Below are 17,978 nucleotides of genomic sequence, written 5' to 3'. Positions count from 1 at the left end.
TGGTCGTGGTGTTGCCCTGCCTATATAGGCGCGGTATGCCAAGATTGGCTCGCTAAGGAAACCCCATGACCATTGGTTCGCAGATCGCCTGGGACGATACCGTCCTGCCCTTTCAACTTGACCAGTCCGACATCCGCGGCCGTGTGGTGCGGCTGGATGGTGTGCTGGAGCAGGTTTTGTCGCAACACAGCTACCCGCCGCTGATCGAGGCGCTGGTGGCCGAAGCCGCTTTGCTGACTGCGCTGATCGGTCAGACGGTAAAGCTGCGCTGGAAACTGAGCCTGCAGATCAGGGGCAACGGTCCGGCGCGGCTGATCGCAACCGACTATTACGGGCCGACCGATGATGGCCAACCGGCGCGGATCCGAGCCTATGCCAGCTATGACGCCGACCGGCTGGATCTGACGGCGGATCCGTTCAGCCAGATTGGCACCGGCTATTTCGCGGTGATGCTGGATCAGGGCGAGGGCATGGTGCCGTATCAGGGTTTCACGCCGATTGCGGGCGGATCGCTGTCGTCTTGCGCCGAGACCTATTTCGCGCAGTCCGAACAGCTGCCGACCCGGTTTTCGTTGACCTTTGGTCAAAGCGCGGAGCCGGGGCGGGCAACGCATTGGCGCGGCGGCGGGGTGATGCTGCAGCACATGCCCAAAGCCGGAATGAGCGTGGCCGCCGAGGCAGGTTCGGGCGAGGGTGGCTTGCTGACGCATAGCGACATTCTGGGCGGGGAAGAGGGCGAAAGCTGGACCCGCGCGAATGTGCTGCTGGACACGGTCGAGGAGATCGAGCTGATCGGGCCGCAGGTGACCCCGGCGGAATTGCTGGTGCGGCTGTTCCACGAAGAGGGGCCGCGCGTGTTCGAGTCGCAGCCGATCCGTTTCGGCTGTTCGTGTTCCGAGGACAAAGTGCGCAACACGATGTCGATCTATTCGCAGAAAGACATCGAAAAGATGACAACGCCCGAGGGCATCGTGACCGCCGACTGCCAGTTCTGCGGGGCACATTACGAGATGGACCCGAAGACTTTGGGCTTTGAGGGCAAGAATGGATGAGATTGCGCGTCTGCTGGGGGCAATGCAGCGCCCGGCGGGCGAGTCGTCTGATTTTGACCTGAACCCCGGCCTTCAGCCGTCCGCCGGCCGCGTTCTGCGCCCGGCGGGCGTGCTGGTGCCGGTCTGGACCCGGCCTGAGGGGGCACGGGTGATTCTGACCAAGCGCGCGTCGCATCTGAAACACCATCCGGGGCAGATTTCTCTGCCCGGTGGCAAGGTCGAGCCTGTCGATGCCTCGGTTCAGGCTGCAGCGCTGCGTGAGGCGATGGAAGAGATCGCCTTGCCGCCCGCAATGGTCGAGGTGATCGGCCATTTGCCTGTGCATGAAACCGTGACCGGGTTCAGCATGACCCCGGTTTTAGGCTTGATCAGAGACGATTTTGCCCCAATCGCAGAAGCAGGCGAAGTGGAGGAAGTGTTCTCGGTACCGTTGTCGCATGTGCTGAACCCGGCCCATTATGTGATCGAACGGCGGCTGTGGATGGGTCAGTGGCGGCGCTACTATGCAGTGCCTTACGGGCCGTATTACATCTGGGGGGCAACAGCGCGCATTCTGCGCGGTCTGGCCGAGAGGGCGGCGCGATGAGGGTTGCGGGGGCGTGGCTGGATCATCCCGGCACGCAGGCGCTGTGCCGGATGCTGGAAAATGCGGGATATCGGGCGCTGTTTGTCGGCGGCTGTGTGCGCAACGCGCTGATAGGCGTTGCGGTGGCGGATGTGGATATCGCAACGGATGCCTTACCCAAAACAGTCTCTATGCTGGCGGAAAAGGCCGGATTCCGGGTGGTGCCGACCGGGATTGATCATGGCACAGTCACGGTGATCACAGAGGGTGTCGCGCATGAGGTGACAACCTTTCGCCGCGATGTCGAGACCGATGGCCGCCACGCGGTGGTGGCATTTTCGGACCGGGTGGAAGAAGACGCGGCGCGACGCGATTTCACCATGAACGCACTTTACGCAGACCGGACAGGCGCGGTTGTCGACCCTTTGGGTGGGCTGCCCGATCTGCTGGCGCGACGGCTGCGCTTTGTGGGTGATGCTGAGGCGCGGATCGCCGAGGATTATCTGCGCATCCTGAGGTTCTTTCGGTTCTTTGCGCATTATGGCGACCCAGCAGGTGGCATTGACGCGGAGGGTTTGGCGGCCTGTGCTGCCAATTCTGCAGGAATAGAGACACTTTCTCGGGAGCGGATCGGGGCCGAGATGCGCAAACTGCTGGCGGCGGCTGATCCCGCCCCTGCGGTGGCGTCGATGGCGGCGACGGGGATTCTGGCTGTGGTTCTACCCGGCGCAGAGGCGCGCGCGTTGGCGCCGTTGGTTCATCTGGAAGGCACGCTTGCACCGCGCTGGTTGCGACGACTGGCAGTTCTGGGTGGTCAGGATGTGGGCAACCGGCTGCGGCTGTCGCGGCGTGAAATGGCCGATTTGGGCCGTATCAGAGACGAAATCGGTGGTACACGCAGCCCAGCGGCTCTGGGTTTTGTAGTGGGGGAAACCTTGGCAACCGAGACCGTTCTGGCGCGCGCTGCAGTGATGGAGCAGCCCTTGCCGGACGGATGGGAGGCAGAGGTCGCCCGGGGGGCTGCGGCAGAGTTTCCCTTGCGTGCGGCGGATCTGCTCGACCGGGTTCAGGGGCCGGCGCTTGGGGCGGCGCTGGAGGCCGCGCGACAGCGCTGGCTGGCCAGCAATCTGACGCTGACGCGCGCGCAACTTTTGGGTTAAACGGTTTTCCTCGGACATTAATGGGAGTATATGCCAGCGATAACCCGCAAAAGGCTGTTCCCCGTGTTTTCTTATTTTGAAAGGCTCGTGGACCCTTATGGTCCCTACGAGCAGACTGATACGCCGCCGCGTAAACTGTGGCCATTTCTCAAGCAATATATCATCCCGTTCCGCGGGGTTTTCGCTGTTACAGCGGCTCTGTCGGTGGTCTCGGCTTTCGCCGATGTCGCCTTGATCTGGTATGTCGGGCGGCTGGTTGATCTGCTGTCCACCACCGGGCCGCAGGCGGTCTGGGCCGATTACGGCACCGAGATTCTGCTGGTGGCTGCGGCGATTCTGATCCTGCGGCCCATTCTGCTGGTGGCCAATGTGGCGCTGCTGCACAACACCATTCTGCCGAATTTTGGCACCATGATCCGCTGGCGGGCGCATACCCATGTGATCCGGCAACCCGTGGGCTGGTTCGAAAGCGATTTTGCCGGGCGGATCGCCAACCGGATCATGCAGACCCCGCCGGCGGCGGGGGATGCGGTGTTCCAGACCTTTGACGCGGTGGCTTTTGCCAGCGTGACGGTGGTGGGGGCCGGGATCATGCTGGCGGGGGCGGATGTGCGGCTGCTGCTGCCTCTGGTCATCTGGTTCGTGCTTTATGCCTGGCTGGTGCGCTGGACGGTGCAGCGGGCGGGGCCTGCGGCCAAGGCGAGCTCCGACGCGCGCTCGGCAGTGACGGGGCGGGTGGTGGATGCCTATACCAACATCCATTCGGTCAAGCTGTTCGCGCACCACGACATGGAGCTGAACTACGCCAGGGATGCGATCGAAAACGCGCGCACCACCTTTGCCAAAGAGATGCGGATCGTCACAAAGATGGATCTGGCGCTGACCGTTCTGAATGGCGGGCTGATCGTGGGCGTGACCGGCTGGGCGCTGATCCTGTGGTATCAGGGGCAGGCGACGGTGGGCACAGTCGCGGCGGCGACGGCGCTGGTCTTACGGCTGAACAACATGACCTACTGGATCATGTGGGCCTTTACCTCTCTGGTGCAGGCGCTTGGCGTGGTGGCCGAAGGGATGGAGACGATTACCCAGCCGATCCAGCTGGTCGACAAGCCGGGCGCAAAGCCTCTGGCGCTGACTGCTGGCAAGATCGAGCTGGACGGGGTGAGCCATCACTACGGGCGTGGATCGGGCGGTTTGCAGGATCTGTCGCTGACGGTGCAGCCGGGCGAAAAGATCGGTGTAGTCGGGCGTTCGGGGGCCGGAAAATCGACCCTCGTCAAGCTGCTTTTGCGGTTTTACGACACCGAGGGTGGCGTGATCCGGATCGACGGTCAGGATATTGCGCAGGTGGGTCAGGACTCGGTCCGGCGGGTGATCGGGATGGTGCAGCAAGACAGCAGCCTGATGCACCGCTCGGTGCGCGACAATATTCTGTACGGCCGCCCGGATGCGTCAGAGGCCGAGATGATCGCGGCGGCCCGACGCGCCGATGCGCATGAGTTCATCCAGACGCTGGAAGACCTTGAGGGCCGCAAAGGCTATGGCGCGCATGTGGGCGAACGCGGAGTCAAGCTGTCGGGCGGGCAGCGGCAGCGGGTGGCGCTGGCGCGGGTGATCCTCAAGGATGCGCCGATCCTGATTCTGGACGAGGCGACCAGTGCACTGGACTCAGAAGCCGAGGCCGCCATTCAGGAGGCGCTGTTTGGCGTGATGCAGGGCAAGACGGTGATCGCGATTGCGCACCGCCTGTCGACCATCGCCATGATGGACCGGATCGTGGTGCTGGAAGACGGCCATATCGCCGAGCAGGGAACGCACGCCGAGCTATTGGCGTTGAACGGGCTATATGCTCGGTTCTGGGCCCGACAGTCCGGCGGCTTTATCGGGCTTGAGGAGACGGCATGAGTGTTCTGAAACGGCTGGGCGATTTTATCGACGCCTTTCGCCCGGCTGACGGGCAACCGCCGCAACAGCTTTGGCCTTTCATGCGCTGGTGCCTGAAAGGGTCGTGGCCAATGCTTGGGCTGGCCGGGGTGTTTTCGTCGATTGCCGGAGCGACTGAGGTGGTTTCGGCTGTCATTCTGGGCTGGGTGATTGACGCGGCCCTGAACGCGGGGCCGGAGCGGTTTTTTGGTGATCATGCGGCTTTGATCGGCATGTTCGTGCTGTTTTATCTGGTGCTGCGGCCGATGGCGTTTGGCATTGCGGCGGCGTCGAACAGCATTGTGGTCGGGCCGAATGTGCTGCCGCTGGTGCTGTCGCGCCTGCACCGCTGGACGCTGGGGCAGGCTGTGACCTTTTTCGACAATGATTTCGCTGGCCGGATTGCGCAAAAGCAGATGCAGGCAGCGCGCGCGGTGACGGATGTGGCGACCGAGGTGATCAACACGGTCTGCTTTGCGCTGGCCTCGGTGATCGGGTCGGTGGTGTTTCTGGTGGTGATCGACGCGCGGATCGCGCTGGCGCTGGCGGTCTGGCTGGTGGTCTATGTGGGTCTGATCCGATTTTTCATGCCGCGTGTTCGGATCAATTCTGCGGCGCGCGCTTCGGCACGGGCGATGGTGTCGGGGCAAGTGGTGGATACGATCACCAACATCAAGACGGTAAAGTTATTTGCTCATGCCGCGTTTGAAGATCGGGTGGCGCTGAAAGCTATGGAGGTTTTCCGCGAGCGTAGTCTCGAATTTGGTGTGATCTCCACCTGGTTCCGGCTGTCGCTGATGACGGTGGCAGGGGTTCTGCCGGTTTTGCTGATTGGTGGCACGGTGGTTCTGTGGCAGCAGGGGCTTGCCACCGCTGGCGCAATTGCTGCGGCTGGTGCAATTGCCATGCGGATTGCGCAGATGTCGGGCTGGGTCAGCTTTACGCTGATGTCGATTTACACCAGTGTCGGCGAAGTAGAGGACGGGATGAAAACCCTGTCTGTGCCGCACCAATTAGCAGATGCACCCGATGCAGTGGATCTGGAAAAGGTGCGGGGCGAGATCACTTTTGCTGGGGCCAGCTTTGCCTATGGCCGACGCCGGGGTGGTGTTGCCGACCTGAGCCTGACCATTCGTGCGGGCGAAAAACTGGGGATCGTTGGCGCCAGTGGGGCCGGCAAATCGACCTTGGTGGCAATGCTTTTGCGGCTCTATGATTGCGAAAAGGGGTCGGTTCTGGTGGACGGGCGCGATGTGCGCGATGTGACGCAAGAGAGTTTGCGGCGGCAGATCGGGATGGTCACGCAGGAAACCGCGATGTTCAACCGGAGCGCACGCGATAACATCGCCTATGGCCGCCCGGATGCGACAGAGGCCGAGATCATCGCGGCAGCGCGGGCGGCGGAAGCAGATGGCTTTATCAGCCAGATGATCGACCACACCGGGCGCAAAGGCTATGATGCGTTCTTGGGTGAGCGTGGAGTCAAGCTGTCTGGCGGCCAGCGGCAGCGGATCGCCTTGGCGCGCGCGTTTGTCAAAGACGCGCCGATTCTGGTGCTGGATGAAGCGACATCGGCGCTGGATTCCGAGGTCGAGGCCAACATTCAGACCGCGCTGGACCGGGTGATGCAGGGCAAAACCGTGCTGGCAATTGCGCACCGCCTATCCACCATCGCGGCGATGGACCGGATTGTGGTGCTTGACGACGGCCGCATTGTCGAAGAAGGCACACACGAGGCGCTGTTGGCGCAAAATGGCCTGTATGCCCGCTATTGGAACCGTCAGTCGGGCGGGTTCATCGGGTCGGATGAAAAGGAAGCGGCAGAGTGATACTTACAATTGACCGGCTGGGACACCTTGGCGATGGGATCGCGCAGGGCGAGAACGGGCCGGTCTTTGTGGCCGGAATGCTTCCCGGTGAGGTGGTCGAGGGCGATCTGGAAGGCGACCGTCTGGTTAACACCAGAATCGTGACGCCAAGTGCGGCCCGCATCAAGCCACCCTGTTCGCACGCCCGGACCTGCGGCGGCTGCCTGATGCAGCACGCGTCCGATGCGATGGTGGCCGACTGGAAGACGGCGCATGTCGAGGGGGCTTTGGCCGGGCAGGGGCTGCATGCGCCGTTCCGGCCGATTCTGACTTCTCCGCCCCGGTCGCGGCGGCGGGCAACCTTTGCGGCGCGGCGGACCAAGGGCGGCTCGATGATCGGGTTTCATGCCCGTGGCTCCGATGCGCTGGTGCAGATCCCGAATTGTCAGCTGGTGCATCCTGACCTGATGGCCGCGATGCCGGGACTGGAAGAGCTGGTGCGTCTGGGCGGGTCACGTTCGCAGGAAGTGGCGCTTATGGTGACGCGGGCACTTGGCGGGCCGGATGTGGTGGTGACGGGTGGCAAGCCGCTGGATGGGGCGCTTCGGCTGGAGCTGGCCCGGGTGGTCGAGGCGCATGCAATGGCGCGGCTGACCTGGGATGGCGAGACAGTGGCGCTGCGCGCGACGCCGATCCAGACTATTGGCAAGGCGCGCGTGGCGCCGCCTGCGGGCGCGTTTCTGCAGGCCACCGAACATGGCGAAAAGGCCTTGTTAGAGACAGTTCGGGAAGCATTGGGCGCACAGAAAAAGATTGTCGATCTGTTCGCCGGAATCGGGACATTTGCCCTGCCGCTCGCCGAAATGGCCGAGGTTCATGCGGTCGAAGGCGACCCCGCAATGGTGGCCGCGCTGGACAAGGCATCGCGCAATACAGAAGGGTTGAAGCCGATCAAGGCCGAAGCACGTGATCTGTTCCGCCGCCCGCTGGAGCCGGACGAGTTCAAATATGTGACCGGCGTGGTGATTGACCCGCCGCGCGCGGGGGCCGAGGCGCAGATGCGCTGTCTGGCGGAGTCAAAGGTGCCGGTGATTGCCATGGTGTCGTGCAACCCGGTGACCTTTGCTCGGGATGCGAAAATACTCGTTCAGGCAGGGTATCTGCTGGAATGGGTGCAGGTTGTCGATCAATTTCGCTGGTCAGCGCATGTGGAACTTGTGGGCCGCTTCGTTCGGTAGCATATCCCCTGACACAGTTGGACCGGCCAACGCCCGGTCCCGTTCAGGAGAAGATGATGACGCGCGCAAGTGTAGGTGAGTGGCTGGATCGACCGTTGGTCAGAAATGCCATCATCGGGGTGATCCTGTTCAACGCGGTGATCCTGGGGCTTGAAACATCGTCTTCGGTGATGGCGCGCGCGGGCGGCGTGATCCTGTTTCTGGACAAGGTTTGTCTTGCGATTTTTGTGGCCGAGATTGCCGCGAAGCTTTACGCGCAGGGTCTGCGCTATTTCCGCAATGGCTGGAACCTGTTTGACTTTGTGATCGTTGGCATTGCGCTGGTGCCGGCCGGGCAGGGGCTGTCTGTGCTGCGGGCGCTGCGGATCTTGCGGGTGCTGCGCGTCATCTCGGTCGCGCCAAGCCTGCGCCGGGTGGTGGAGGGGTTCATCACCGCGCTGCCCGGCATGGGGTCGGTGTTCCTCCTGATGGCGATCATCTTTTACATCGGCTCTGTCATGGCGACAAAGCTGTTTGGCGGGGCGTTCCCCGAGTGGTTCGGCGATCTGGGCAATTCAGCTTATACGCTGTTTCAGATCATGACGCTGGAAAGCTGGTCGATGGGCATCGTCCGTCCGGTGATGGATACGTTTCCGCAGGCGTGGATGTTCTTTGTGCCCTTCATCATGGTCACCACCTTTGCGGTGGTGAACCTGCTGGTCGGTCTGATCGTGAACTCGATGCAGGATGCGCATTCCGCAGAGGACAACCTGAAGACCGACGCCTATCGCGACGAGGTGTTGGCGCGGTTGGTAGCGATCGAGGCCCGTCTGGCCAAGGCTGATGACACACCCGTGAGCAAGTGAGTTCCCAAACCCGCTAGGCAGGACCGCTAAAGTTCGGTATGCGGGCATAAAAAAGCGGGGCAGGCAGATGCGGTTTCTTCGGGTATTGGTGCTGTTGGCCTTGGCCTTTGGGCTGGCAGCCTGTGGCAACAACAGCAAGTTCAAAACCTATAACGGCCCGGAGGTGACCTCGGTTCAGGTCCACAAGGGCGCGCGGAAGATGTATCTGCTTCACCACGAAAAGGTGCTGAAAACCTACGATATTGCCCTTGGCTTTACGCCGGTCGGTCACAAGGAATTTGAAGGCGACGGGCGGACGCCGGAAGGCACCTACATCATCGACCGGCGCAATCCGAATTCTGAATTCCATCTGTCGATCGGCATCTCATACCCAAATCAGGCCGATCGCGAATATGCAAAGTCACTGGGCAAATCGCCGGGGGGAGACATCTTTATTCACGGCGGGCCAAAGAGGAAAGTGTCGCGCCGGGACTGGACGGCGGGCTGCATTGCAGTGACGGACAAAGAGATGGAGCGCATTTATGCCATGGTCAAGAATGGCACGCCGATTCAGATCCTGCGCTGAGCCCGGACCGGAGGTCAGCCCCCGGTAACGAGGCACCACCAGATCTTGCCGTTTGGTTCCTGATACCAGGAAAAACCGATGTCGCGGGCCGAGGGGTCCAGGATGATGGCGCGGGTTTCCGGCTGCTTCATCCAGGCCGCCAGCGTCACCAGCTCGGTCTCGAACGTTTCGGAAATCAACTCGCCCTTCAGACCCGCAGTGTAGCCGACGCGTTGTACACGGGTCAGTGGTGATGAGCCGTCAGAGCCAAAGTGCCATGGCCGGTTCTGCACTGACATATCACGCGCATGAGTGGCGGCGGCGGCGTTCAACGCAGCGTTGAAGGCCAGAGGCTGGGCATTCTGGGCACGGCGCAGGGCGTTGACCGAATCAAGAAGCCGGAACGAAATCTCGTTCTCGGTGCCGGGGGCAATCTTGTAGACCTGCGGCAGAGGCTGTCCGCTGGCATCGACGGGCACAGCGGCAGTCTGCTGGACACATGCCGAAAGAAGCCCAACTGCGCCGAGGGTCAGGACCAGGCGTCTGTTCATCGTGAATTCCGATCGTTCCGGCCCGAAGGCACCATGTTTCCTGCGCTGTGTAGCGAAACCGATCTGGTATTTCAAACCCAACTCTGCGTGACCGTGCCGGTTGACAGCGGTTTGATTTGCGGGCTTTGGCCGATCAGAGTATGAAACCAGCAATAATTCAACCTCAGGAGACCTCGTATGAGTGTCGAAGATCGGATTAAACTGAACCGGCGGACCTTTCTGGGAACCGCCGCAGCCGGGTTGGGTGCTGGCCTGACGCCGGCCTTTGCTATGAACGGCTCGACCGAGATGGACGCCAGCGTCGCGACCGGCAGTGTCCGCAACAACGTGTCCAGCTTTCGGATGCTGCGCTGGCAAGACTATTTCGACAACACCCGCAATGGCGCAATTCTGGTCGATCTGACCTCGCGTGCGCTGCACTACTGGTCTGACGATCAGGCCACCTATCGGCTTTACCCGACGTCAGTTCCGCTGTCAGAAGATCTGACGCGCCGGGGCCGGACGGAGGTGGTGCAAAAGGTGGTTGCCCCAAGCTGGCGACCGACCCCGTCAATGAAAGAGCGCAACCCGGAATGGCCGGATGTGGTCGAAGGCGGATCGCCTGATAACCCTTTGGGATCACACGCACTTTACCTGTCCTGGACCTATTACCGAATCCACGGCACGCATGATACGCGCAAGATCGGCCGCCGGTCATCGAACGGATGTGTCGGACTTTATAATGAACACATCTCGGAACTGTTCGCGATGACAAAAGTTGGAACTCAGGTGTTGCTAATTTGACGACAAGTCGGTGAAGCGAGACCCGCTTCAACAAGCCAGATTGCAAATACTGCGCCAAGCTGGTTATGAAGTCGATACGAGGTACAGTCTTGGGTGCATGCCGTCGCCTCTGCAACATTCGGCGGTATGCGATAACTGGAGGTTACTATGAAGAAACTTGCGCTCGCTGCCGCTCTGACGGTTGCTGCTTCCACCGCTTTCGCTGGTGGTATGGTTGAACCGGTTATGGAGCCGGTTGTTGTTGCTGCTGAGACATCGTCTTCGGCTGGCGGCATCGTTGTTCCGCTGCTGCTCCTGCTGATCATCGCAGCTGCTGCTTCGAACTGATCTCAGGATCATTTCAAGGAAAGGCGGTGGGTTCTCCCACCGCCTTTTTCTGTTTCTGACGCCCGGCTGTGCCGGGCTTTTTTGTGGCGGCTGCTTAGCGCAGCCAGCCCAAAAGATTCTCTGAAATGACAGCCATCAGCGCGGTGATATGCGCATCATCGTCGTTCAGGCATGGAATATAGGTAAAGCTTTCCCCGCCCGCATGTTCAAATGCTTCGCGGATCTCGCCGTTAATCTCTTCCAGCGTTTCAATGCAGTCGGCGGAAAAGGCCGGGGCCATGACGGCGATGTTCTTTTTGCCCTGCTTTGCCAGTTCTGCCACATGCTCGACCGTATAGGGCTTCAGCCATTCTTCGGGGCCAAAGACCGACTGGAAGGTGGTGTCGATGCTGCCCTGGTCCCAGCCCAGTCGCTCGCGCAGCAGGCGCGAGGTTTTGGCGCATTGGCAGTGATAGGGGTCGCCCTGCATCAGATACCGCTTTGGCATACCGTGATAGCTGGCCACCAGCACATCTGGCTTTGTCTCCAGCGTCGCATAGACCCGTTCCACCGATTGCGCGAGCGCGTCGATATAGAGCGGATGGTCAAAATATTCCGGTACGGTGCGGACCGAAGGCTGGCGCTTTTCCTTCATCAGGGCACGGAAAAATTCGTCATTCGCTGTGGCCGATGTGGCGCCTGCGTAATGCGGGTAAAGCGGGAAAAACAGGATCTTTTCACACCCGGCCTCGACCATCGCGCGGACCTTTGATTCCGTCGACGGGTTGCCATAACGCATGCAGAAATCAACCATGACACCCTCGCCGTATTGTGCGGCGACGCTTTCAGCCAGCTTGCGCGTCTGATCCTTGGTGATGGTCATCAACGGGCTTTCGTTGCGGTCGTGATTCCAGATCAGCTTGTAATTGGCACCCGAGGAAAACGGCCGCTTCGACAGGATCACCAGTTGCAACAGCGGCTGCCAAAGCCATGCGGAATAATCGATCACGCGTTTATCCGACAGAAACTCATTCAGATAGCGACGCATCGACCAGTAGTCGTAATTGTCCGGCGTGCCGAGGTTGGCCACCAGAACGCCGATCTTTGCCTGCCGCACGGGTGGGTGATCCGCCGGTGCATGGGCAAGGCGGCCCTGACCGGGCACAATGACAGAGGCCTGCGGGGCATGGGGCAGTCCGTGCTTGGCATCGAGCATTGCGTGGCATCCTTGGCTGATCAGAAGTTAAGCGGGACATATAGGCTTATGCGCGCGGGTCAACCTTTGCGCAGGTCGGTTGGCAGCGGCATTTCCGCCGCATTCAGCGCATCGGCCAATCTTTGAGCCGCAGAGCCGGGTTTCAGCGGCTTTGGCTGGCTGGCGTCCGGGGCCCAACCGGTCAGGCAGATGATCTCGAACGTGGCGGGAATGCGCCCTTCGGCATCGGCATACTGTGCCTGATAGATCTCTGCGGCGCGCATCAGAACGCTACGTCGCGTCGGACGGCGCAGGCGGGCGGCAAGCGCATTTGCTTCGCCCATCAGGCGCAGGTCGCGCATCAGGTGCAGGGCGTCACGGTAGCGCACGGTTTTGGTAAAGCTGTCGGCGACGGGCAGCGCAAACCCGGCCCGCTGCAACAACCCGCCCAGATCGCGGATTTCCCCCATCGGCAGCACGCGCGGCGACAGGCCGCCCGTAACTTCGGCCTCGGCCTCCGCAAGACAGGCGCGCAGTTCCTGCAGGGTCTGGCCACCGAACATCAGGGCCATAAACAGACCGTCAGGGCGCAGGGCGTGGCGGCATTGCACAAGCTGGCCAACCGGATCATTGGCCCAGTGCAGGCATAGCGCATGGATCACCAGATCATGCGCAGCGGGAGTCAGCGGCAGCAGGTCGTCATCGGCGACAGGGGGGCCGATATCCTGCCAGGTGTCAGGAAAACCGGTGACAACAGCGGGCGACGTAAACCGTCTGTTAACCTCGATCAGTCTTTCCTGAACCTCGGCATGCGCTTCATCGTGCAAAAAGTACTCGGTGGCCCGGTTGCGGTTGCGCAACAGGGCAGGGCGGTCGGTCAGGATGGGCGGGGTTTGCATGACGCGGAAGATGGTGCGATGCGGATGAGAATGCAAGCTGCCCTGCTGCACATGGTCTATCCACCGCAATGCGTGGCCTGTGATGCGATGGTTTCCACCGATTTCGGGCTGTGTGGCGCGTGCTGGCGTGAGACGCCGTTTGTAACCGGGCTGGTCTGTGACACATGCGGTGTCCCCTTGCCCGGGCAGGACCCCGGCCATCCGGTGCATTGTGATGAATGCCTGACCATAGCGCGCCCATGGTCTCGCGGGCGGGCGGCGATGCTGTACCGCGACCGGGCGCGGAGCATGGTTCTGCAGCTGAAACACGCCGACCGGATTGATCTGGCACGGCCTGCCGGCGGTTGGTTGATGCGGGCGGCGCAGCCGATTCTGCAGCCCGATATGCTGATCGCTCCGGTGCCGCTGCACTGGCTGCGGTTGCTGCGACGACGCTACAACCAGTCCGCCCTGCTGTCAGCGCAACTGGCGCGGCTGTCGGGGCTGGCGCATTGCCCTGACCTTTTGCAACGCCAGAGGAACACCCAGAGTCAGGAGGGCAGGAATCGCGACGGGCGCTTTGCCAATCTGGCCGAGAGTATCCGCGTGCATCCGCGTCGCAGGGCGCTCGTTGACGGGCGGCATGTCTTGCTGGTCGATGATGTGATGACCTCCGGTGCCACATTGGCTGCTGCGGCAGAAGCGTGCCTTGCAACAGGGGCCGCCGAGATCTCGGTGCTGGTGCTGTGTCGCGTTGCGAAGGAGGGCTAAATCCGTATAGTCCGGCGCAACGCCACGATCTGCGCAGGAAGTGCCATGAAGCCCGTCGAAATCTACACCACACCTTCTTGCCCCTATTGCATCGCTGCCAAGCGGTTGCTGGACAAAAAGGGCGTGGCCTATGCCGAAACCGATGTCAGCCGCGACCCCGCATTGCGTCAGGCAATGACCGTGCGGGCGGGTGGTTCGCGCACAGTGCCGCAGATCTTTATTGACGGGCAGCATGTCGGCGGCTGTGATGATCTGCATGCGCTGGACCATCGCGGCGCGCTTGATCCCCTGCTGGCCGGCTGATGCGCGCGGGATTGGTGCAACTGACGGTCAGCGATGACCCGGCCACGAACCTGCCCGAGACGCTTGCGCTGGTGCGGGCGGCGGCGGCGGGCGGGGCCGGTTTCGTGCTGACGCCGGAATGCACCAATGCGCTGTCGTCCAGCCGCGACCATCAGCAGACCGTACTCCATCATGAAACAGATGACCCGACGCTTGCCGCTTTGCGGGCCGAAGCAAAAGCTCTGGGTATATGGCTGCTGATCGGCTCTCTGGGGTTAAAGACCACTGACCCGGATGGCCGCTTTGCCAACCGTTCGTTTCTGGTGGGGCCAGATGGCGGCGTGGCGGCGCGCTATGACAAGATCCACATGTTTGACGTGACCGTGTCAGAGACGGAGTCTTACCGAGAGTCGGCTGGCTATCGTCCGGGCGCGCAGGCTGTGGTGGCGGAAACAGCCTTTGGCAGGGTGGGAATGTCAGTCTGCTACGATGTGCGGTTTGCCTATCTGTACCGCGCTCTGGCGCAGGCGGGGGCTGATATTCTGACGGTTCCGGCCGCGTTCAACCACATCACGGGTGCAGCGCATTGGGAGGTACTGCTGCGCGCGCGGGCGATTGAGACCGGGTGCTTTGTGCTGGCTCCGGCGCAGACCGGTTTTCACCCCGAGGCGGCAGGCAAAGGGCGGCGGACGCATGGGCATTCGCTGGCAATCGCACCCTGGGGGGAGGTACTGGCCGATGGCGGCGACAAACCGGGTGTAGTCTTTGCCGATCTTGATCTGTCGCGGGTGCCTTCGGCGCGGGGGCGGGTGCCGTCGCTGACGCATGACCGGGAGTTTGTCGCGCCATGAGTGAGAAAGAGCGCGTCGAAGAAATTGCTGTGGCGCTGTTCGGCGAGCTGTTCATGGCCGATCAGCTGGCGCGCAACCGGATATCCAAGGTGCTGCCCAAAGGGATGGAACTGTCGCACTTCGGCGTGCTGAACCATCTGGCACGGCTGAATGAGGAACGCACACCGGCGCAACTCGCGCGGTCTTTTCACGTGACGCGGGGGGCGATGACCAACACGCTAGCCAAGCTGGAGTGGGCGGGACATGTGCATATCCGCCCCGACTGGGATGATGCGCGGCGCAAGTTTGTGGCGATCAGCCCGTCGGGCCGGGCTGCACGGGATGCTGCGGTGCAGGCGGTCGCCCCGTTGATCGGAGAGGTGGTGCAGGCTTTGGGGGCAGAACGGGTCCGGGCACTGGTGCCTGTGTTGCGCGAAATGCGGACGCGGCTGGAAGCTGATGGCTGAAACAGCTCGCCCGATGATGGCTGGCGCAGACGGAGTACGCGCATGACACCGGCAAAACGCCTGTTCGACATTGCGGGCGCCTTGGTTCTGGGCGTGCTGCTGGCTCTGCCATTCGGGCTGTTGCTGATCTACCTGCTGCTGCGCGAAGGGCGCCCGGTTTTCTATGTCTCGGAACGGATGCGTGCGCCGGGACGTCCGTTCATGCTGTGGAAGTTGCGGACAATGCGGGTGGTCGAGGCAGATTCCGGCGTCTCGGGCGGCGACAAGGCTGATCGTGTGACACCGATGGGAAAATGGCTGCGCAAGTACCGTGCGGACGAAATCCCCCAGCTGTGGAATGTCCTGAAAGGCGACATGAGCTTTGTTGGGCCGAGGCCACCTTTGCGCAGCTATGTAGAGCGGTTTCCCGAAATTTATGCCAGAGTGCTGACATCGCGGCCCGGTGTGACAGGGCTTGCGACGCTGCATTTTCACAAACGTGAAGAGCAGCTTTTGCGCGCGTGCGTCACGGCCGAGCAGACGGATGAGGTCTATGTCAGGCGCTGCATCCCGCGAAAGGCGCATCTGGATGAGATTTATAGCAAGCACCGGAATATTTGCACAGATGTTAAGCTCATGGTCGATACGGTGCGTGGCGTGACCCGTCGGGAGCAGAAAGGCGTAAAGGTTGATTGATGGTGTGGTTCGGTCTATGCAGCAACCATTCAATAGAGAATTGTTCCAGCCGTCGCCTTGTGAGATAGTTTTTGAACTCCCGGAGTAGTCAGATTTGACGAAAAGAACTTCAAAGTTTTTGCTTTGGTTTGTCGGGCGACTCTCCCGACATCAGAAGCAGGCGATTTTGTTGAGCGTGGATGTGGTTCTGGCCCCGCTCTCGCTTCTGGCCTGCTATTTCCTTTTATACCCGGCATCCATTGCCTCTGACATGGCCACCCGAAGCGCCTATGGCTTTCTGGTGGTGACACTGTTCACCGCCGTCGGCTCACCGTTGCTGGGCATTCCGCTGATCAAGCTCAAGGCTTATGAAGCTGTCGGAGCAATCAAGACCGGATTACTGGCCCTGTTTGCGGCGATGGGGCTCTGGCTGGCGAAAAGCTATACCGGGTTTTCCCTGCCTGTCGCTGGTATCCCGCTGTTTTTGCTGATTTTTGTGCTTTCAATGGTGCTGACGCGCTTTGCGCTTCTCAGTTTGTTGCTGTCTGTTTTGCGTCAGGGTCAGATCCGGCGCAATGTGGTGATTTATGGTGCAGGCAACACCGGCACCATGCTCGCCTCTGCGCTGCGCTCGCATGAGAGCATTCATGTGGTTGCCTTTGTCGATGACAGCACCTCGGTTCAGGGGATGACCCTGATGGGGCTGAAGGTCTATCCGGCCAATCAGCTGGAGCGTATCGTGAAGCGTTTTGATGTGGAGCGTGTGTTGCTGGCCATGCCCTCTGCGTCGATGGCACGGCAGGCAGCCATCGCGCGTGATCTGGTGTCGCGGGGGCTCGATGTTCATGCGCTGCCCTCTTTTGCCCAGCTGGTCGGGACCGAGGTGATTCTCGATACGCTGGCTCCGGTGTCGCCCGGAGTGTTTCTGGGGCGCGATCCGGTCAATGATCTGCGGCCCGAGGCGAGCGACGCCTATGGCGGTAAAAGCATTCTGGTCACAGGAGCCGGGGGCTCGGTCGGGTCTGAACTGTGCCGTCAGCTGATTCGCTATCGGCCCGCACGGATCGTGTTGTTCGAGGTCAGCGAAATTGCGCTTTACACGATTGAGCGCGAGATGGCGGGCCGTGTCGATGCCGAAGGGATCTGCTTTGTCCCCGTTCTGGGCACGGTAACGGAATCGCGGCAGGTCCGGGCGGTTCTGGCTGAGTACAAGGTTGATGTGATTCTGCACGCCGCCGCCTACAAGCATGTGCCACTGGTCGAGGCGAATCCGATTGCCGGTCTGGTCAACAATGTGCTGGGCACGCGGACACTGGCCGAAGCCGCGCTGGAAGAAGGCGTAAAGCGGTTCATTCTGATCTCGACCGACAAGGCCGTGCGCCCGACCAATGTGATGGGCGCGTCAAAGCGTATGGCAGAGTTTGTCGTGCAGGATATGGCCCGACGCTCGACCAGCACCGATTTTTCGATCGTGCGGTTCGGGAATGTGTTGGGCAGCTCCGGCTCTGTGGTGCCGCTGTTCCGTGAACAGATCAAGAGGGGCGGGCCGGTCACGCTCACGCATGAAGATGTGACCCGTTACTTCATGACCATATCAGAGGCGGCGTGTCTGGTGCTTATCGCCGGAGGGCTTTCGATGTCACGCGGCCCGCATGAGGGCGATCTTTTTGTGCTCGACATGGGGCAGCCGATCAGGATCCGTGATCTTGCAGAACGCATGATCAAGGCGGCCGGATACACTGTCAAATCGCCGGAGAATCCGGATGGTCATATCGAGGTGGCGGTGATCGGCCTTCGCCCCGGTGAAAAGTTGCACGAAGAACTGTTGATCCAGCCGGGAATGCTGACCACGCCACATGAGAAAATCCTGCGCGTGCAGGAGCGTGGCCTGACCAGTATGGAGATGACATCGGCCTTGCGCGAATTGCGCAACGCGGTTGCGGTGGGCAATGCTGCTGCCGCCCGGAGGGTGATCGAAGCCTATGTCGAAGGCTATGGCAGCTCGGAAACCTCGGCCAATCGCCGGGAACGGATCGGAGCCTGAATGTGCAGCTTTGCACCATCTTCAAAGCAAAGTATGCTGTGCCATTGCGAGGGCATACAGCCCGTATATGATGCACAAAACC

19 protein-coding genes are annotated in these 17,978 nt (G+C 61.3%); 16 read left to right on the top strand and 3 right to left on the bottom strand.

Annotation, left to right across the window (positions count from 1 at the left end):
• Positions 1 to 65: 65 nt before the first annotated feature.
• The 8 genes from hslO (at position 66) to D1012_RS09315 (ending at position 9,156) form a co-directional block, all read left to right on the top strand.
• On the top strand, positions 66 to 1,052 hold the full coding sequence (hslO, locus tag D1012_RS09350; RefSeq protein ID WP_118151440.1) for an Hsp33 family molecular chaperone HslO: 987 nt from the start codon (positions 66 to 68) through the stop codon (positions 1,050 to 1,052).
• Positions 1,045 to 1,638, top strand: a complete 594-nt coding sequence (locus D1012_RS09345) for a CoA pyrophosphatase (RefSeq protein WP_118151438.1) — start codon at positions 1,045 to 1,047, stop codon at positions 1,636 to 1,638. The genes hslO and D1012_RS09345 overlap by 8 nt, the downstream gene beginning before the upstream one ends.
• A complete protein-coding gene (locus tag D1012_RS09340; protein ID WP_118151436.1) occupies positions 1,635 to 2,777 on the top strand; it encodes a CCA tRNA nucleotidyltransferase in 1,143 nt (380 codons plus the stop codon). The genes D1012_RS09345 and D1012_RS09340 overlap by 4 nt, the downstream gene beginning before the upstream one ends.
• 63 nt (positions 2,778 to 2,840) lie before the next feature.
• Positions 2,841 to 4,682: an ABC transporter ATP-binding protein gene (locus D1012_RS09335; RefSeq protein ID WP_118151814.1), complete on the top strand. Its 1,842-nt coding sequence runs from the start codon at positions 2,841 to 2,843 to the stop codon at positions 4,680 to 4,682.
• A complete protein-coding gene (locus D1012_RS09330) occupies positions 4,679 to 6,529 on the top strand; it encodes an ABC transporter ATP-binding protein (protein ID WP_118151434.1) in 1,851 nt (616 codons plus the stop codon). The genes D1012_RS09335 and D1012_RS09330 overlap by 4 nt, the downstream gene beginning before the upstream one ends.
• Positions 6,526 to 7,746: a class I SAM-dependent RNA methyltransferase gene (locus D1012_RS09325; RefSeq protein ID WP_118151432.1), complete on the top strand. Its 1,221-nt coding sequence runs from the start codon at positions 6,526 to 6,528 to the stop codon at positions 7,744 to 7,746. Before D1012_RS09330 ends, D1012_RS09325 begins: the two co-directional genes overlap by 4 nt.
• A gap of 53 nt (positions 7,747 to 7,799) precedes the next feature.
• Positions 7,800 to 8,591: an ion transporter gene (locus tag D1012_RS09320; protein ID WP_118151429.1), complete on the top strand. Its 792-nt coding sequence runs from the start codon at positions 7,800 to 7,802 to the stop codon at positions 8,589 to 8,591.
• Between the two features lie 67 nt (positions 8,592 to 8,658).
• The gene (locus tag D1012_RS09315) at positions 8,659 to 9,156 is read left to right on the top strand and encodes a L,D-transpeptidase family protein (protein ID WP_118151427.1); all 498 of its coding nucleotides are present in this window, start codon (positions 8,659 to 8,661) and stop codon (positions 9,154 to 9,156) included.
• A 14-nt stretch (positions 9,157 to 9,170) separates the two neighbouring features.
• Here D1012_RS09315 and dalA read toward each other — a convergent pair whose 3' ends face one another.
• Positions 9,171 to 9,686: a divisome-associated lipoprotein DalA gene (gene dalA / locus D1012_RS09310; protein ID WP_118151425.1), complete on the bottom strand. Its 516-nt coding sequence runs from the start codon at positions 9,684 to 9,686 to the stop codon at positions 9,171 to 9,173.
• 177 nt (positions 9,687 to 9,863) lie between these two features.
• Here dalA and D1012_RS09305 point away from each other — a divergent pair, with 177 nt between their 5' ends.
• Both D1012_RS09305 and D1012_RS09300 read left to right on the top strand, forming a co-directional pair.
• Positions 9,864 to 10,469, top strand: coding sequence for a L,D-transpeptidase (locus D1012_RS09305; protein ID WP_118151423.1), 606 nt, complete (start codon positions 9,864 to 9,866; stop codon positions 10,467 to 10,469).
• Between the two features lie 147 nt (positions 10,470 to 10,616).
• Positions 10,617 to 10,796, top strand: coding sequence for a hypothetical protein (locus tag D1012_RS09300; protein ID WP_118151421.1), 180 nt, complete (start codon positions 10,617 to 10,619; stop codon positions 10,794 to 10,796).
• 94 nt (positions 10,797 to 10,890) lie between these two features.
• Here D1012_RS09300 and hemH read toward each other — a convergent pair whose 3' ends face one another.
• Positions 10,891 to 11,991, bottom strand: a complete 1,101-nt coding sequence (gene hemH / locus D1012_RS09295; RefSeq protein WP_118151419.1) for a ferrochelatase — start codon at positions 11,989 to 11,991, stop codon at positions 10,891 to 10,893.
• A 59-nt stretch (positions 11,992 to 12,050) separates the two neighbouring features.
• Positions 12,051 to 12,869, bottom strand: a complete 819-nt coding sequence (locus tag D1012_RS09290) for a methyltransferase domain-containing protein (RefSeq protein WP_118151417.1) — start codon at positions 12,867 to 12,869, stop codon at positions 12,051 to 12,053.
• A 24-nt stretch (positions 12,870 to 12,893) separates the two neighbouring features.
• Between D1012_RS09290 and D1012_RS09285 the strand changes: the two genes are divergently transcribed.
• The 6 genes from D1012_RS09285 to D1012_RS09260 all read left to right on the top strand — a co-directional run bounded on the left by D1012_RS09285 (position 12,894) and on the right by D1012_RS09260 (position 17,896).
• Complete coding sequence (locus D1012_RS09285; RefSeq protein WP_118151414.1) at positions 12,894 to 13,619, top strand: double zinc ribbon domain-containing protein; 726 nt, start codon at positions 12,894 to 12,896, stop codon at positions 13,617 to 13,619.
• Positions 13,620 to 13,664: 45 nt separating this feature from the next.
• Positions 13,665 to 13,922, top strand: coding sequence for a glutaredoxin 3 (grxC, locus tag D1012_RS09280; RefSeq protein WP_118151412.1), 258 nt, complete (start codon positions 13,665 to 13,667; stop codon positions 13,920 to 13,922).
• Positions 13,922 to 14,752: a carbon-nitrogen hydrolase family protein gene (locus D1012_RS09275; protein WP_118151410.1), complete on the top strand. Its 831-nt coding sequence runs from the start codon at positions 13,922 to 13,924 to the stop codon at positions 14,750 to 14,752. Before grxC ends, D1012_RS09275 begins: the two co-directional genes overlap by 1 nt.
• Positions 14,749 to 15,198 (top strand): MarR family winged helix-turn-helix transcriptional regulator, encoded by a 450-nt coding sequence (locus tag D1012_RS09270; RefSeq protein ID WP_118151408.1) that lies wholly within the window; start codon positions 14,749 to 14,751, stop codon positions 15,196 to 15,198. Before D1012_RS09275 ends, D1012_RS09270 begins: the two co-directional genes overlap by 4 nt.
• Positions 15,199 to 15,240: 42 nt before the next feature.
• Complete coding sequence (locus D1012_RS09265; protein ID WP_118151406.1) at positions 15,241 to 15,873, top strand: sugar transferase; 633 nt, start codon at positions 15,241 to 15,243, stop codon at positions 15,871 to 15,873.
• 166 nt (positions 15,874 to 16,039) lie between these two features.
• Positions 16,040 to 17,896 (top strand): polysaccharide biosynthesis protein, encoded by a 1,857-nt coding sequence (locus tag D1012_RS09260; protein ID WP_435530912.1) that lies wholly within the window; start codon positions 16,040 to 16,042, stop codon positions 17,894 to 17,896.
• Positions 17,897 to 17,978: the final 82 nt, after the last annotated feature.

Source organism: Pseudotabrizicola alkalilacus (assembly GCF_003443995.1).
GTDB lineage: Bacteria > Pseudomonadota > Alphaproteobacteria > Rhodobacterales > Rhodobacteraceae > Pseudotabrizicola > Pseudotabrizicola alkalilacus.
Note: the sequence above shows the minus strand (reverse complement) of the source record. Positions and strands in the feature narration are given on the sequence as shown.